At 62.8% G+C, this 14591-nt stretch carries 18 protein-coding genes and 2 pseudogenes; 4 read left to right on the forward strand and 16 right to left on the reverse strand.

The features are described from left to right. From NKI06_RS29750 to NKI06_RS29815, 14 genes and pseudogenes are all read right to left on the reverse strand, one after another. Nucleotides 1-1777 (reverse strand): conjugal transfer protein TraG (locus NKI06_RS29750; protein WP_352987853.1); only part of this gene is annotated, 1777 nt, incomplete at its 3' end. Nucleotides 1778-1803: 26 nt separating this feature from the next. After that, a complete protein-coding gene (locus NKI06_RS29755; protein ID WP_352987854.1) occupies nucleotides 1804-3543 on the reverse strand; it encodes a relaxase/mobilization nuclease domain-containing protein in 1740 nt (579 codons plus the stop codon). 243 nt (nucleotides 3544-3786) lie between these two features. After that, on the reverse strand, nucleotides 3787-4557 hold the full coding sequence (locus NKI06_RS29760; RefSeq protein ID WP_352793890.1) for a lytic transglycosylase domain-containing protein: 771 nt from the start codon (nucleotides 4555-4557) through the stop codon (nucleotides 3787-3789). Between the two features lie 3 nt (nucleotides 4558-4560). Continuing rightward, on the reverse strand, nucleotides 4561-4896 hold the full coding sequence (locus NKI06_RS29765; RefSeq protein ID WP_352987855.1) for a DUF736 domain-containing protein: 336 nt from the start codon (nucleotides 4894-4896) through the stop codon (nucleotides 4561-4563). A 70-nt stretch (nucleotides 4897-4966) separates the two neighbouring features. Next, a complete protein-coding gene (locus NKI06_RS29770) occupies nucleotides 4967-5512 on the reverse strand; it encodes a S26 family signal peptidase (RefSeq protein WP_031215564.1) in 546 nt (181 codons plus the stop codon). Then, on the reverse strand, nucleotides 5509-6030 hold the full coding sequence (locus NKI06_RS29775; RefSeq protein WP_352987856.1) for a DUF2840 domain-containing protein: 522 nt from the start codon (nucleotides 6028-6030) through the stop codon (nucleotides 5509-5511). The genes NKI06_RS29770 and NKI06_RS29775 overlap by 4 nt, the downstream gene beginning before the upstream one ends. Next, nucleotides 6027-6269 (reverse strand): hypothetical protein, encoded by a 243-nt coding sequence (locus tag NKI06_RS29780; RefSeq protein WP_352813209.1) that lies wholly within the window; start codon nucleotides 6267-6269, stop codon nucleotides 6027-6029. The genes NKI06_RS29775 and NKI06_RS29780 overlap by 4 nt, the downstream gene beginning before the upstream one ends. Next, entirely contained in the window at nucleotides 6266-7426 is a 1161-nt protein-coding gene (locus tag NKI06_RS29785) for a replication initiator protein A (protein WP_352813210.1), read from the reverse strand. Before NKI06_RS29785 ends, NKI06_RS29780 begins: the two co-directional genes overlap by 4 nt. Nucleotides 7427-7444: 18 nt before the next feature. Continuing rightward, nucleotides 7445-7726 carry a helix-turn-helix transcriptional regulator gene (locus tag NKI06_RS29790; RefSeq protein WP_352624394.1) on the reverse strand — a complete coding sequence of 94 codons (282 nt, stop codon included), beginning with the start codon at nucleotides 7724-7726 and terminating at the stop codon, nucleotides 7445-7447. 140 nt (nucleotides 7727-7866) lie between these two features. Beyond that, nucleotides 7867-8412, reverse strand: a complete 546-nt coding sequence (locus NKI06_RS29795) for a DUF2285 domain-containing protein (RefSeq protein ID WP_352765111.1) — start codon at nucleotides 8410-8412, stop codon at nucleotides 7867-7869. Further along, complete coding sequence (locus NKI06_RS29800; protein ID WP_084013101.1) at nucleotides 8384-8632, reverse strand: transcriptional regulator domain-containing protein; 249 nt, start codon at nucleotides 8630-8632, stop codon at nucleotides 8384-8386. Before NKI06_RS29800 ends, NKI06_RS29795 begins: the two co-directional genes overlap by 29 nt. 134 nt (nucleotides 8633-8766) lie before the next feature. Beyond that, on the reverse strand, nucleotides 8767-9027 hold the full coding sequence (locus NKI06_RS29805) for a DNA -binding domain-containing protein (RefSeq protein WP_352765109.1): 261 nt from the start codon (nucleotides 9025-9027) through the stop codon (nucleotides 8767-8769). A 176-nt stretch (nucleotides 9028-9203) separates the two neighbouring features. Then, entirely contained in the window at nucleotides 9204-9530 is a 327-nt protein-coding gene (locus tag NKI06_RS29810; RefSeq protein ID WP_352987857.1) for a DUF736 domain-containing protein, read from the reverse strand. A 609-nt stretch (nucleotides 9531-10139) separates the two neighbouring features. Further along, nucleotides 10140-10579, reverse strand: a pseudogene (locus tag NKI06_RS29815) (hypothetical protein). 648 nt (nucleotides 10580-11227) lie between these two features. On the opposite strand from NKI06_RS29815, the gene NKI06_RS29820 reads away from it, so the two are divergent. After that, entirely contained in the window at nucleotides 11228-11506 is a 279-nt protein-coding gene (locus NKI06_RS29820; protein ID WP_023694917.1) for a hypothetical protein, read from the forward strand. A gap of 53 nt (nucleotides 11507-11559) precedes the next feature. On the opposite strand, the pseudogene NKI06_RS29825 reads toward NKI06_RS29820, so the two are convergent. After that, nucleotides 11560-11779, reverse strand: a pseudogene (locus NKI06_RS29825) (DUF768 domain-containing protein). Between the two features lie 1445 nt (nucleotides 11780-13224). Here NKI06_RS29825 and NKI06_RS29830 point away from each other — a divergent pair. The 3 genes from NKI06_RS29830 to NKI06_RS29840 all read left to right on the forward strand — a co-directional run bounded on the left by NKI06_RS29830 (nucleotide 13225) and on the right by NKI06_RS29840 (nucleotide 14026). Then, nucleotides 13225-13431, forward strand: coding sequence for a CsbD family protein (locus NKI06_RS29830; RefSeq protein ID WP_023690464.1), 207 nt, complete (start codon nucleotides 13225-13227; stop codon nucleotides 13429-13431). 70 nt (nucleotides 13432-13501) lie between these two features. Further along, a complete protein-coding gene (locus NKI06_RS29835) occupies nucleotides 13502-13681 on the forward strand; it encodes a hypothetical protein (protein ID WP_352987858.1) in 180 nt (59 codons plus the stop codon). A gap of 54 nt (nucleotides 13682-13735) precedes the next feature. After that, nucleotides 13736-14026, forward strand: coding sequence for a helix-turn-helix domain-containing protein (locus NKI06_RS29840; RefSeq protein ID WP_031203328.1), 291 nt, complete (start codon nucleotides 13736-13738; stop codon nucleotides 14024-14026). A 42-nt stretch (nucleotides 14027-14068) separates the two neighbouring features. Here the strand turns inward: NKI06_RS29840 and NKI06_RS29845 are convergent, their stop codons facing one another. Beyond that, nucleotides 14069-14476: a hypothetical protein gene (locus NKI06_RS29845; protein WP_156936055.1), complete on the reverse strand. Its 408-nt coding sequence runs from the start codon at nucleotides 14474-14476 to the stop codon at nucleotides 14069-14071. Between the last annotated feature and the right edge of the window lie 115 nt (nucleotides 14477-14591).

Here is a 14591-nt window from a genome sequence, read left to right on the forward strand (position 1 = left end):
CGGGCCCCCTGGGCCGCGATCGGTGCCCCTCCCGGGGGGCCCGCGGCGGGTGCGCATGTGGGGGCCCGCCGCCGGCCCCCCCCCCCCCCCCGCCCCCCCGCCGCGGGGGGGGCGGCAGGATACGTTCCCGGAAGCGAGCATCCTCATGATAGCGCGCTTTTTTGGCGCGGATCGGCGGAGCACCCGCGACCATGACGATCTCGTCGGTCGCCGGCAGCTGCATGACTTCACCCGGCGTGAGCAGCGGGCGAGCCGTCTCCGAGCGGGAGACCATGAGATGACCGAGCCACGGAGACAGCCGGTGGCCGGCATAGTTCCTCATGGCCCTCATCTCGGTCGCTGTTCCCAGCGCGTCGGACACGCGCTTGGCGGTGCGCTCGTCATTGGTGGCAAAGCTTACCCGGACATGACAGTTGTCGAGGATCGAGTTGTTGGCGCCGTACGCCCTCTCGATCTGGTTGAGGGATTGAGCGATCAGGAAGCTTTTCAGCCCGTAGCCGGCCATGAAGGCGAGCGCCGATTCGAAAAAATCGAGGCGGCCAAGCGCCGGGAACTCGTCGAGCATCAGGAGCAGCCGGTGCCCTTTCGCCCTGACCTGCAGATCTTCAGTCAAGCGGCGGCCGATCTGATTGAGGATCAGGCGAATGAGCGGCTTGGTCCGATTGATGTCGGACGGCGGCACGACGAGGTAGAGTGTCGTCGGATGCTCGTCGTCGATAAGGTCGCTGATGCGCCAGTCGCAGCGGCGCGTGACCTCTGCCACGACAGGATCGCGATAGAGGCCAAGAAATGACATGGCGGTGGACAGCACGCCGGAGCGTTCGTTGTCTGATTTGTTCAAGAGCTCTCGCGCGGCGCTGGCGATGACCGGGTGCGGACCAGCCTGCCCCAGATGCGCGGTTTTCATCATCGCTGACAGCGTCGATTCGATCGGACGCTTCGGATCGGAAAGGAAACCGGCGACGCCGGCGAGTGTCTTGTCCGGCTCGGCGTAGAGGACATGCAAGATCGCGCCGACCAGCAGGGCGTGGCTGGTCTTCTCCCAATGGTTTCGCCTCTCGAGCGAGCCTTCGGGATCGACCAGGATGTCGGCGATGTTTTGAACGTCGCGGACTTCCCATTCGCCGCGACGCACCTCGAGCAGCGGGTTGTAGGATGAGGATTTGGGATTGGTGGGATCGAACAGCAGGACCCGCCCATGCATGGCGCGGAAGCCCGCGGTGAGTTGCCAGTTTTCGCCCTTGATATCGTGAACGACGGCGGAGCTCGGCCAGGTCAGCAGCGACGGGACGACCAGGCCGACACCCTTGCCCGAACGTGTGGGCGCAAAGCACAGCACATGCTCCGGTCCATCGTGGCGCAGATAGGCGCCGTCAAAGCGCCCAAGCACCACCCCATCGGAGCCGAGAAGGCCCGTTGCCTTGACCTCCTGCTTGTCGGCCCAGCGGGCGGAGCCGTAGGTCTCGACCTTCTTGGCCTCTCGAGCCCGCCAGACCGACATGCCGATGGCGACGGCGACGCAGGCGAAACCGCCGAAAGCCGCGATAAAGGCTCCCTCTACGAAGATCGACGGCGCGTAGGCATCGAAGCCATACCACCACCAGAAGAATGACGGCGGAAGGTAGAACGGAAAGCCCAGGACACGGAACCATGGCCTGCCCAGCTCGGGCTGGAATGCCAGACGCCAGGCCACCCACTCCGTCGCGCCCCAGGTCGTGAACAGTACGATCATCAAGACGGCGAGGATCTGGCCCCAGAGAATTTTGGTGGCGGACATGCTGCAGTCCTTTCTTCAAATTGAGACTAGATGCCGAGGCCTCGCTTGCGGCCAAAACTCCAGTCGATGCCGTCGTCATTGCGAGCGACGCCAGAGACGTGGCGGCCAAGATGTTTTTCGAGAGACGGCGTCCAGGGCACCAGTTGGAACCCGAGCCCGTCATCGATCATGGCGAAGCGGCCCGACGCGAGCATGAAGCGCTGCCGGTAGGAACCGGTGACATATTCGCCGCCGCGGGCGCGGTTGAAAGGCTGGCCGGTTTCGGCCGAGAGCTTTTGGCCGAGCGCTTCCAGTTCGCGGCGACGCAGCGTGTCGACCAGGCCGCGGGTGAAGGTTGTGCGTTGGCCGTGCCGCTCACCGAGGCCCTGTTGGACGAGGTGGTCGGTACGGCGCTCCATTGCCTGCCGTACCCCGGCGCCGAAACCGGATTCCGACAGCGCAATCGGTTCGCGGGCAGTATTCTGACGGTCAAGCCAGGTGGCGCCGGCGGCGGTAACCTGCCGCTCAATATCGAGATCGGAACGGACAGCGAGTGCTGCGCGCCCATGTCCCTGCGCGTCATGGAACTTGCGCAGTTCGACGATCGAACCCGGAGCGCTGTCGCCGGCGGCATCGAGATCGGACAGCTTGATGTGATGGGTGCGGCCGTCGATGCCATCGACCACGGCGTAAGCGCTGCCTTTCAACTCGTCATCGAGACCGCGGTCGACCAGCCGCCCGACGATCGACGTGTCCAGGCGCTCCGCCGCGAGCACATAACTCGCCGACCCGCGCTCGATGCCCTGTTCTGTCAGGGCGCGGTGCATCCGTTTGATGATGTCACCGCGCTCGCCAAGCTCGCGCAGCGTCGCCTCGGCCTTGTCGTCGATCATCCATTGGCCCGGGCCGACCTGTTCGGCAAGGCCAAGGGTTTCGAGCTTGCGCACCCGCCCGACCTTCAGCACGTGATACTCATCGGGCTGGGCGCTCGCCGGGGACCCAAGATCGACAACGCCTGTGTCGCGGCCGTCGCGAACAAGCTGCCGGTCAAGCTGGGTCCAGCGTTCGGCTTCGACCTGGCGCTGCAGATTGCGATGGATGTCGAGATCGGTGCGCGGGCCGAGCTCCTGGGTAACAAGATCGGCGGCGCGGGCGCGCATCCCCTCCTTGATGTAATCGCGCGAGATCACGAGATCCTGCCCGTCATCAGTCTGGCCGCGCAGGATGATGTGAAGGTGCGGGTTGTCGGTGTTCCAGTGATCGACGCCAGCCCAATCCAGTTTTGTGCCGAGGTCCTTTTCCATCTGACCCATCAGATCGTGGGCGAAGGATTTGAGGTCCGCCATGTCGACGGCATCTTCCGGCGAGACGATGAAACGGAAGTGGTGCCGATCATCGCCGCACCGCTCGGCAAAAGCACCGCCATCCACCTCCCCGGTCTGCGGCCCGAACAGCCTGGCCTTCTCCCCGTCACGGGTGACGCCCTCGCGGCGCAGATAGGTGAGATGGGCGGCAAGCGGCGCGGCGCGCGCGTGATGGCGCACCAGCCGTGTCTTGATGATCACGGCGCGCGAGCGGCCGGTGAGGAGACGATTGGCGCGCACGCTCGCCGAGCGGCCACGCCCGAAGGTCGAGCGATTGCCCGGGCTGATCCGGCCGGAGCGAGAGATGCGGGCGCCGGCCTTCTGGGCGGCGGCAAGCGCCTGCGCGATGAAGGGTCTGGCGCGCTGGGCACTGGGCGAGCGGATGCGGCCGGGCCGGATGCGGAAACCATCCTCGTCAGTCATCGTGAATATCCGCACATCGTCTCAAGGCACCGAAATCACAGGTGAAACGGTGTTCCGGCGAGGCGCGCGAAACCTTCGCACCTCGCGGAAATCCTGCATAACCTATTGAAACAGCAAAACCGATCGACGCCGCACCTCGCGGCCTTTTATCTCGCCATCTTCCGGTTGTTCTGCCCACCTTCCGCCTCCACCCACGCCATGGTGCGCTGGAGCTTGCGGTTGCGCGAAGACGCCCATGTGCGCTCATGGCTGTATCCCTTCGCCCGCTCGCGCCACGAAGAGGCCTTCGGACAGCGGCACGATGGCGGACACATCGCGCACGGTGGGCGCAGAGCTCGCGTCATTTGGTGGTCGCTCGGTTGGCACCCGAGCGACAGCTTGTTTGCGATCCGGCTGACCGACGAACAGCGAGCCGCGCTTCCAGGGAATGGCCTCGACAGACGTAACGGCGAAAGGGCGCATACCCTCGCTTTCACCGATCAGGGGCGCAAATGCGGCGACATAGGCGCGGGTCTCGGCCGGTAACGGACGCCCAGTGAGGTAGGCTTGGTAGCGTGCAGGTCCCGCATTGTAGGCGGCCAGAAATCCCGGAGAGCCGAAGCGATCGTGCAGTTCGCGCAGGTACGCCGTTCCAGCCAGGATGTTGTCCCGGGGATCGAATGGATCGCGGCCAAGCGACCAGCGGGCGCGCAGATAGTTCCATGTTCCGGGCATGATCTGCATCAAGCCGCGGGCGCCTGCGCTGGAGACGGCGCGCACATCACCCGCACTCTCCTTGCGCATGATGGCGCGGATCAGCGCGCGCGGGACGCCGAAGCGGTGCGAGGCTTCTGCGATATGCGCGCCGAACGGATCGCGTTGGGAAGACCGGGCAACGGCCAGGTCCTGCGCCTCTGCCGCCGGCATGACGGTCGCGACGGACAGGCCGCAAAGGAGGAGCAGAGCCATGCGCCAGGCAGCGCGAAGCGGCCCGGGCGCACCGCGATGGCTCGTCGACGGACGGCGAGCGCGCATCGTTCAATCCTTCTCGCTGCGGTCGCGCGGCCGCGCCCAGTGCAGCGACCAGGACGTCTTGTCGTCTCCATTGCGAAAGAGGTTCGCGCGTATCGGCTGCGCGAAGGTCGGGTCGTCGAGCTGGATCGAGACATAGTCTCCGGCCTTTTCGCTGGAGCGTTTCCAGCCGGCGCCGATCTCGGGGCCGTCCTCGCTTGAGGCGTGAACGCGGTAGTCAGGCGCATTCTCCGTTTCGCTCGCCTCTGCCGCCACAATGGCGATATCTAGGTTGAGACTGAGCGTGTGGATGCGCCCGCTATAGCCTGTCTTCTGGCGCGTGAATTCTCCGATCTGTTGCATGTCAGGTTCCTGTTTTCGAGTCGTGCGGTGATGAAGACTGGCGCCACGACGCGCGCCGCTGGTCGCGCGCTCACCGCGTTGGCGCGCGCCATTCGAAGCGGCCGTTGCCGTCCTCGTCTGTCCACAGCGGAACGGCGCGGCCGATGATCCGTCTGGTGGAGAGGAGGCCGAAGTAGCGGCCGTCGAAGCTGTCGCGGACATGCCGGTTCATCAGGAAGACTTCGCCGCTCGCGATGCGGCGGCAGCCCTGCCAGACCGGCAGGTCACGACCGGCCCGGTCACGCGTCAACGCCATCCCCGCCTCGTTTCCATCGACCGTGATGGTGAGGTTCGAGCGACAGACCCGTTGCCCCGATACGCCAAGGATGCGCTTCAGGAGTGGCACGCCCCTCGGCAGATAGCCGCGATCGGCGAGGAACGCCGCGAGCGGCTCGGGCGCGTCGACGGCCACAAGATCGGCGACCTCGAAGGGTCCGTCGAAGTCGATCGTGTAGAAGCCGATCGGTGCGCTGGCTGACGCATTCCAGATGAGCTTCGCGGGCATCGAAGTGAGGCCGGGATAACCGACGCCCATGGTTGCGATAACGCTGGCTAAGATGATCCCGGCGCGCGTCACGGCTCAGTCCTCTTGCGCAGCAGGAAGGCACGATGTTGGTCGAGTGTGTAGCTGCGCGGCGCATTGCCGGCGGTTATCCGGTTGTGGATGTGCCGCCAATGATCAGGCGACACCAACTCAGGCTCGATGCCGAGGCGCTGGATGGCGTCAATCGCCTGCAGCACGCGTTCGACCTTGGGCCAGCTCTCGACCTTCAGCAGGATGTCGCCGCCGGGTCGCACGAAGGGCAGTGTCTGATAGGCTTCGCCAGACGCGACCGCACGCACGATGTCGATGCGTGAGATGATCGTTCCGAAGTCGTTCGCCGCCCATCGCACGAAGGCGAAGACCACGCCGGGACGATAGGACAGGATCCGCCGGCGACGATCGACGATCTGTTCCTGGGCGGGCGTGCCGAACCGTATCCAGTTCTCGATCCTCTTCTCGACCCAGGTCAGTTCGACATGGACGAGATTATCGGCAGCGTGGTGCGTGGCCGGGAACGCGGTGCGCATGCGAGGAGCCGCGATGCCAGTCATGTCGGTTCTCCTGATGTGGTGGGAAATTCGGACGCGAGCCTCGCGCGCAGCGTTTCGGCGACGATGACGCCGTCCCAGAAGGCGGCGATGCGGTCGCGCTCCTGAGTCGTCATATCGGTGGTCGGGCGCACGACGAAGGTCGCGAACTTATTTCCCTTGGAGGTCAATTCACCGGCGAGATGCAGCGTCAAAGTTGCCTTGCCGACTCGGCTTTTTCGATTGAGGGGTGCGGCGCTCATCGGGCGGCTCCCGAGCGCGGATCAAGCGGCGGAGTCGGACCTTCGGAGACGCTGGTTGCCGTGTTGCGACCGCCAGAAACCGTCGACGTGTTGGGGGTCTTGTTGGTGATTACGCTGAGCGCGTGGCTGGCTTTCCGGACGAGGTTTTGCACATCGCGCGCACGCACTTCAAGGTTAGATTCTGGGTTAGAGTCTAAGTTAAGGGCGGGATTTCGGCTTTGCTTTCCTGGGGTTAGGCCCCGTTTCGGTTCCTGATAGCACGAGCCTGCGGTTCCCGATGGCACGATAGGTCCGGTTCCCGATAGCACGAGGCCGTCCACAGGCCTTCCACAGGAGCCGATCCGCTCGAAGGCAAGCAGAACCCGGCCGCCAATCTCCACTTCCAGCGCAAGGGTGTAGCCGGGCAGCGGCTGGCGGCGGATGATGTCGCGCAGCTCGAAGGCAAAGCGCTTGTAGGGCGACAGGCTGCCGGATTTCTGGTGAAGGTGACGGAAGTCGAAGCGCCAGCCGTCGCGCTGGCGTCCGCCATGCTTGCGCACCAGCCGATAGAGCCAGCGCTCAAGCCCGCCAGTCAGGTCGAAATAGGCCCGATTGATCGTCAGCACGAGCGCGTCATCGAGGACCGCCCGGTAGAACCAGTCGGGGACGATCAACTCGATCCCCGCGGGCTTGCCATGGCGGTCGATGCGCTCCTGCCACTCATTGATCCAAGAGAAGCGGTGACGCCGGCCGTCGGCGGGCTGACGAATTGTCGTCGAGACGGTGGTCGACTGCAGCCGGTCAAGCCCCGCCTTCAGGCGCTGATAGTCGCGCAGGCTCTTGCCGCGGCCGACGAAGGTAAGGATCTCATAGGGCGTTGCGGCCATAAGGCGCGAGGTGCGAAGCCCGCTGTCACGCGCCTCGACGATCTGGCTCGCGGCCCAGATCAGGATGTCGGCGTCCCAGATGGTCGCCATGCCATGATCGGGTACGGCCTCGACCCGGATCGTGACGTCGCCGGCGGCAAAATCGATCGGGGTGATGCGATGGGTCTTGGAAAGGGAGAAGAACGGATAGGCCATGAGATCCTGCGCGTCTCGTGGGGCGAAGTCGCCAGGCAGCGCCCGGAAAAGGTCGAGCTGCCCGCGGTCCGAAAGGGATTGGTTTCGCGCCACCATCTGGAAATCCGCGCGCGGTCAGCGTGCGTATCGTCCGCCATGCACCGGCGGCGTCGGTGTGTGACGCTTGGCGGGCAGGACCGACCCACGCGGATCGGATGTAGAGGTGACGGCGCCGCGTTCGGCCCAGGCCTGAAGGTCGTCGACGGCATAGACGACGCGGCCGCCGAGCTTTCGGTAGGAAGGACCAGTGCCATAGGTCCGGTGCTTTTCGAGCGTGCGGGCGGACAGGCTGAGGAAATCCGCAGCTTCCTTGGTGCGCAGGAAGCGCGGCGGCAAAACGGCGATATCGGGTCGCATGGGTCGAACCTCCGTAGGGTTTCGGGCAACCGCTGGCGTTCAGCGGTGGACGGAGACCACGGTGGCGGAGAGTAAGCTTCGTCAGGGATGGGGAAATTGAGGGGGGCTAAAACTCCACCCCTTTGCGCGGCCAGACCCCGCTAGGATCGGCGGCGATGACGCAGGATTTGCAAATAGCCGCCGCCGATCATGGCGGTGGCGCCTTCGACGAGACCGATCACCGCATCGCGCAGCGCGGAGGTCTTCCAGGGATCAGCGGCGACGCGCTCAGACCCGTAAAGGGCGACGCCAATGTCGCGGTAGCTCGCGCCGTTGGCACGGGCATCTGCGGCCTGCATCATCAGACGAAACCGGCGGCGCTGCTGTGGGGTCATACGGGTGTCCGAAGGTGTGGGGCGCCCCTGCAAGGAGCGCCAGAAACGGGTGAGTGCTTCGATCCGTCCCAACGTTTCTGCATCCAATGGGATCAGCGCCGCCAGGTGGCTGTGCGGGTCACTGCCGGGCAGAAGGAGAAGTTGGGTCGCGACACCTGCACTGTGGACAGTGTGACGTCCTTCCGGGCTGTCGCGGAGCACGCCCAGGCCGGTCAACGGCGCCGACCGCAAGGAAGACAGGAATTCCGGCGCCGGCACGAGAGAAACCACAGCTGGATCGACGTCAGGCGACCACAGAACGTCTTGCGCCAAGGCGGACAAATCCGGCGTGGCCGGGAAATCGCAACCCCCACTGCCGCTGTGCCTCAGGGTGGAAGGGTGCTTTTTCGGATCTTGTGGTAAGGAGCGCTTGGTAGTGCCGTTGATAGGGTTGGTGACGCCGCAGACACTCCCAGGCGAGCCCTTCGATAGGTAATGTATCAAAATAATCATAGCTGGCATTGTCTCGCCAATGCGACGTATCCGGCCTCATCCAAGAGCTCCTCGCAAACAACGCGTAGACCCCGCCTCCAAACGATTCCGGGTTGTAGCGATTGGCGGAAGACCCTTGCCGGGCATCGGGTGATGCCACTTCGGCATCACCCGCGAACCACAGGCGCTGTGGTGCTAGTTGCCGGGTCGACGCAAGAGATGACGGTAGCCTGCACGCGCCATCCAGCGCGCTCGCGCCAGATGGCTGTCGTGGATGCGCCGGGCGCGTTGTGGCTCCTTCGTCAGATCAATGCCGAAGAGGATTTCGACCACCTCGCGCCAGTCCGCGCCGTCGTCGGCGGCGTCAAGCAGGCGCACATAGAGCTTGACGTGTTCCCGATCGTATTCGGTGAGTTCGTCACTGGTCGGCGCGGTTTCGTCAAATGGATCGATCATCGCTTGCCTCGTCTTCCCAGAGTGAAAGCCTGCATTTTACAGAACAATTCTGCCAACGGAGGCCGGTTGATCAGCATCAGGCGATGCGGCTTCGGCATCGCTCTCGGCTTGAGTGAACCGAACCGGACCGTCCGCGGAAGAGGCCCCGGCGTTCCGGCCGGGGCCTGCGCGGGTCCTCAGTCGCTCCGCCGCGCGTTCGGGCGGGACCAGATGAGCGAGAAACCCTCACCTTCCTCGTCGTCGAAGAGATTGGCGTAGATCGGGGCGTTGAAGCTCGGATCGTCGAGCTTGAGGCCCAGGTAGTCGCGGCCCTCGTTGGAGGTCTTCGACCATGCGGCGCCGATCTCGGCGCGGCCGACCAGCACCCGGTGGCTGGGAGCGTTCTCGCCAGTGGCGCGTGTGTCTGGGACGATGCGCACGTTCTTGGCCTGGACGCTGAGGGTGACGATGTCCCCGGTGAATTCGTTCGAGGCGGTCTTCTTGAAGGTGCCGATGGTAGCCATTGTAAGTCTCCGTTTTCTGTTCCGAGCCCGCACCATGCGGCCTCGATGGCGATCGGTTGGCCGGAGGCGACCGACGACGCATCGCTTGCGACCGGAGCAAAGCGGAGGACGGCGCAAGAACGACTTTCTTGTCTCGCGAGGAATGGCGGCGCTCGGGGTCCCCAGGCGCTTGCCGCATGGGGTGGGCGCCGGCAGGGGAAGAAAGTCGAGACGCGCCGTTGCGGCTAGGCGGTCGAGGCTTCAGCCGTCCTTCGGCCAGATCAGCCCATTGAAGAGGCCGTTTGGAGCGCTCTTGGTACAGATTGCCAACGGAGACGTTGGCATGCAACGCGCCTCCTGCACTTCGCTACAGGCTTCACCGCATCGCCCTCGCATTCCAGGCACAGATTCCGCGCACCTGCAACGCCGCCGCGACCGCCCGCTGCCGTCCTGCTACCGACTGGTCGGTCTGCCATGGGCATCGACTGAAGAAAGTCCAAGGCCATAGACGGGGCCGCGCCGGCACGTGGCCGTTGCTCGATCCTGGCATGGAACCCGATTGCTCCAACCACCGATAATGAGGAGGCTAGGCCTTCGTCGGTCTGGTCCACCTGCGCCGCCCGCGGGGGTCTAGGCTCGAACCACGTCCCTGCCGGATTGGTCGGCTGACGTCATGCCCGCGACCCGCAGATATGCCGTGACGCCGACGGCGGTCGCGCCAATGACGGAGAAGACGACCTGCCAGGTTTCCGAAGGCATCATGTGCTTCGCGATGCCATGGGTGGCATGGTAGCGGCAACCATCGCAGGCGCGACGAAGACAAGCGTGATCGCCAGCTTCGCCCACATGGAGCTGATAACGCCGAGGAGGATTTGGCCGACGCCGAGCGTCAACCCGGCTGCCAGGATGCCGACGAGGATCGCGCCAAGCCAGCCGGCGCCGGTGTTGAATGCCCACGTACCTGCGCTGACCCCTGCGAACAACGGAAGGGCGAAGATAGCAAGCGTGAAGAGCAACCAGCACAGGATGCCGATGGCCGCGATACAAACGAACATGCCGAGGATGATCATGGTGGTGTCTCCGAGAATAGCTCTGGCGATTGCGCCTTCCACCACCACCGCAACGCCGCGCAGAGCATAGCAACGAAAAGCACCGGCGAGATGCCAAAGCTCTGTTTCGCCAGCGGCAATGTTAGCCCCGTCCTGGGGCGAACGGTCGATTTCGCCGATGATGGCGGTGTCGTCGCCGTCATACTCGTTCGCCGGCACGACCGAGAGAGTGCCGTCGCCGGCACGAAAGATGACGATGGCGACCATGAGGGTGGCGGCGAGGCTGAAGGCGAAGGCATGCGCGTCGGCGAGGGACATCGATCCGGCTCCTGTTTGAAGCGGAGGACCCTCCCCCGCTGACAGGCGCCCGATGTGTTCGGCGGATGGCCGCAATCACCGCGAAGGCGAAGCCGGAGCGGCGGCACGCTTCGCGTAGTCCGACCCCTTGCGGGTTGATGGCGTCAGGCCGTCGGCTGGACCAAGGATCAGCGCAATGGATCGCGGGGGTGGGGTCATCTTCAAGTCAGGAGCAGCGGCGTCGTTAGCGCGACGCTTATGTTCCATGAGAGTCTGAGCAAGCCGCCGCGCGATGTGGCGGGCGTCGAGCGATAAACCGGACGGCCATGAACGCGCTGGGTCCCGTTGGAAGCCGCCACGCTGAAAATGAGGATGAAGCTGGGCGATGACGCTGTGCAGTTGCGGTGGCAGGCCCAATCCAGCTCTCTCGGCGTAACGAGCGGCCTTGCCGAGATCGTGCCCGATATGGCGGCGATTCCAGCGATCGTCGGTCGCTGTTCTGAGAAGATGCGACTTCAGGAGCAATTCAATGGCGATGGCGATGGCGTGAAGGGCCGCATTGCGCCTGCCCAGATCCGCCGCCCGGTCAGCGCCATCGAGGCACACTGCGGCATTGCGCAAGAAGGTGTCGGCCAGCGCGATGTCCGGTGAAGCTATCGGGAAAGGATAAGAGCGACGGCTTGAAGAATGCCGTGCCTCCCCTGCTAATTTATAGGGGGGGTAAGTTCCGAAGGCGCATCGACCAGCGTCCGATATAGGCTGTCAACTTCTTCGTCGATCTCTTCGCGCCTGATCCCGAGCGCCTTAGCGTCGGCGTACAATTTGTGTGTGTACTCACTTATCGAAACCGTGTCGGCCTTCGCCGTTTCGGGGAGATTGTTGCCGATCCCAGCGATCGAGGAAATTGATACCGCGTGTACTCATGGAGCCTTAAGCTCCATTAAGCGCTTAGGTTCCGGCTGTTCGGTGGCGAGGTCATAGACTAGGCTGTTCGCAGCCGCCGAAGTAGCTTTTGACCTTCAATCAGGCCGCACGTCGGCCCAATCACTATGAATTGGCTTCGCACCAAAAATCCATGTGTGAGATGTAAGGCAAGAACCCCCATCGGAGTCCGTGAGTTCGACCTGGAGGATGATACCACCCCCGAACAGGCGTCATCGATCATACAGAAAGATGACGCACGACAGTCGCCAGTGATCGGGACCGACGAGACCGCGAAACAGATAGTCGCTCTGCTTCAGCGCGTCTCTCGCTGATTTCGTCAAGTTGCTCGCTTCGGGGGAGCTTCCAATCCTAGACGAGAAGACTGATCGCCAGCGAAAGCGACGGCATCTGCTTCATATTCGAATGCTCGGGAATACGTTTCACCGTTCCTCCCTATGATGCGAACAACCCACTCGCCCAACGAATGGCGGATCTCTAAGAAGAGGGAAGACGAAGGCGGCGGCCGGTACGTGACGCTGTGCAATGCCCTCGGGAGGCCTGTCCCGCCAAAATCGGCACCATCGGAGGAATGAACTTCACGCATGCACTGACTCCCGAGACCGCGAGTCAATTAGCGCGTGCTTAATTAGTTCCAGAACGTTTTAACGAATCGTTGACCGCGCTGTCCCATTATAGGACGGCGCGGTCAAACCCCAACCTTGGCTGCGCAGGCGGCTTCGGCATTGAGTTCCACCCCGAACTGTCGGAGCCGCCACCCACATTTCACAATTTACCAGCAATGGTTGAATCAACCGTTACTGCACGTGCTTTCAATGGCGCTTCCCTGATCGTTAGACTTTGACGGAACAAACAGGGGATTCACAGGTTCGGCGTTCGAGACTCGACCGATGGAAGCGATCTTCGATGACATCGCCAACGCCCTCAGAGCGCCCCGCCAAGACGTGTGGCGCCCTGTCCGGCGCCTTCGCCATCGATATGGTCGGCGAACTCAACTCCCCACGTACGCCGCGTCCTGGCTGCGTCAAGGAAGCTCTTGGAACAGATGGCCGAACGCGAAGACCCCCCGCCGCCAAGTTGAGGCGGCTTCTATGGAAATCCGCTCATCTGACGCCAGAGCAGCGCTGGCAGGTCCATCAACCGGCTACCCTCAGAAGCAGTGCGACACCGACTCCATAAGGGATGAACACAGCCGCCAACGCGACCCAGATGCCCGGATCGGCGAGCACGTGCATTTCCTTGCGAAGCTGTTCCAGACCAACGGCAAAAGGCCGGCTGTGTTCCCAAACCGGAAAAGGCCGGCGCACACATGCGGTCGACGGGCATTAGGTTCCATTGCTAGATCACAAGCAAGCGCGCTTACCTGCAGCGGAACCTGACAGCCATACGACCGTTATTCGAAAGGACAACGAAAGGAGATCGCCATCATGGACTGGAATCGCGTCGAAGGAAATTGGAAGCAATTCAAAGGTAAGGTCAAGGAGCAGTGGGGCAAGCTCACTGATGATGATCTCGACCGCATAGCCGGCAACCGCGATCAGCTCGAAGGTACGATCCAGGAACGCTACGGCATTGAGAAGGATCGCGTGCGGCGAGACGTCGACGACTGGTATGGTCGACAAGACTCGTATTAGGACGGTGCGCCGTTCGGATCGACCTTGTCGGCTTCCAGCCGCGTTGATCTCCACAATGGAGATTGTAGAAATGTCCATCCACAAAGAAGACTATCGAACGAACAAGGCTGACTACCTGATAGCGAAAAGGCCAGATCTGGTTGAGAATACCAAGCCGAAAAAGAAGACGTTGCGGCGTGACGATCAGCGTTCCGCAAAGTTATTGGAAAACCCCGCCGCGTTACCCGAGAGGCCGGCATCACGCCGTTAGAAATCGCAGAAGGTCAAGAGGAACATTTAAGCGATATTGAATGTTCGACTGTTTATGGACAGCCGAACCGTACTCTCAGCAGATCAATCCAGAGCAGCACGAGCCCTACTGAACTGGTCGCGTGTGCGACTTGCCGCAAAGGCAGATCTTAGCGAAATGGCAATCAGCGATCTTGAGAACGGATTCAGGAAATCGCGTCCCCACAACATCGCGGCGATCCGCAAAGCGTTTGAAGACGCCGGAATCGTCTTCACCGTCGAAGGCACTCCATCGCTCGCCCGCTCAGAAGGTGGCAGCGGCCTCGCCACCGACAATAGACAGTGGCGCCGGCGGCAGAGAAAATAATAAGGGCGAAAAGCCTACTCAGGAGCGTCTTAGGCTCGGAACTCATACCGGAAGGCTCGCAATGCGGAGCGCTGATTTACGGCTTTGAAGATTGCCGATCTCGTCGACCAAGGTCAGGCCGCTCAATCTGCGATCGAACTCTATGGGCTTGAAGCGCCGACCGCCGTGGCGCACTGCGCTTTGGAGGCACATTTCGACGGCCGACCAAATGACTTCCGCTTTTGGTGCGATGTCTTTCACCAACTGAGAAGACCAAACTGACGGAACTTTTGCCGCGGAATCGTGTTCGTTCGAGCATGACCAGAATAGCAGCCCTTGGCCCACGCATCCCCGGCAAACCACATTCGCCGGCAGACGGACAAGACCGTTTCGACCTTTGGCCCGATATGCGGCCAGCAGGTTGACCGCCGCGACTTCCGTCAAGTGATGTGGCACGAGCAACCAGATCACGAGCCGCTTGAATGGACGCTTAGAGCAGTTCAGATTTTGACTGAATCTGCGGGATTCCCGTGAGAGTGGTTTTGTGATTCAAGATGCTGGCTGGATCGGAGGCCAGCATCAGATG

This window comes from Mesorhizobium sp. M0772, from assembly GCF_040320135.1.
Classification (GTDB): domain Bacteria; phylum Pseudomonadota; class Alphaproteobacteria; order Rhizobiales; family Rhizobiaceae; genus Mesorhizobium.

Bases quoted from the DNA above. Each gene is read 5' to 3' on its own strand.
- NKI06_RS29835 (WP_352987858.1), top strand. From the start codon at position 13,502: ATGTCCATCCACAAAGAAGACTATCGAACGAACAAGGCTGACTACCTG.
- NKI06_RS29820 (WP_023694917.1), top strand. From the start codon at position 11,228: ATGAAGCTGGGCGATGACGCTGTGCAGTTGCGGTGGCAGGCCCAATCC.
- NKI06_RS29755 (WP_352987854.1), bottom strand. From the start codon at position 3,543: ATGACTGACGAGGATGGTTTCCGCATCCGGCCCGGCCGCATCCGCTCG.
- NKI06_RS29765 (WP_352987855.1), bottom strand. From the start codon at position 4,896: ATGCAACAGATCGGAGAATTCACGCGCCAGAAGACAGGCTATAGCGGG.
- NKI06_RS29805 (WP_352765109.1), bottom strand. From the start codon at position 9,027: ATGATCGATCCATTTGACGAAACCGCGCCGACCAGTGACGAACTCACC.
- NKI06_RS29775 (WP_352987856.1), bottom strand. From the start codon at position 6,030: ATGACTGGCATCGCGGCTCCTCGCATGCGCACCGCGTTCCCGGCCACG.
- NKI06_RS29810 (WP_352987857.1), bottom strand. From the start codon at position 9,530: ATGGCTACCATCGGCACCTTCAAGAAGACCGCCTCGAACGAATTCACC.
- NKI06_RS29840 (WP_031203328.1), top strand. From the start codon at position 13,736: ATGGACAGCCGAACCGTACTCTCAGCAGATCAATCCAGAGCAGCACGA.
- NKI06_RS29760 (WP_352793890.1), bottom strand. From the start codon at position 4,557: ATGCGCGCTCGCCGTCCGTCGACGAGCCATCGCGGTGCGCCCGGGCCG.
- NKI06_RS29790 (WP_352624394.1), bottom strand. From the start codon at position 7,726: ATGCGACCCGATATCGCCGTTTTGCCGCCGCGCTTCCTGCGCACCAAG.
- NKI06_RS29800 (WP_084013101.1), bottom strand. From the start codon at position 8,632: ATGAGGCCGGATACGTCGCATTGGCGAGACAATGCCAGCTATGATTAT.
- NKI06_RS29785 (WP_352813210.1), bottom strand. From the start codon at position 7,426: ATGGTGGCGCGAAACCAATCCCTTTCGGACCGCGGGCAGCTCGACCTT.
- NKI06_RS29780 (WP_352813209.1), bottom strand. From the start codon at position 6,269: ATGAGCGCCGCACCCCTCAATCGAAAAAGCCGAGTCGGCAAGGCAACT.
- NKI06_RS29830 (WP_023690464.1), top strand. From the start codon at position 13,225: ATGGACTGGAATCGCGTCGAAGGAAATTGGAAGCAATTCAAAGGTAAG.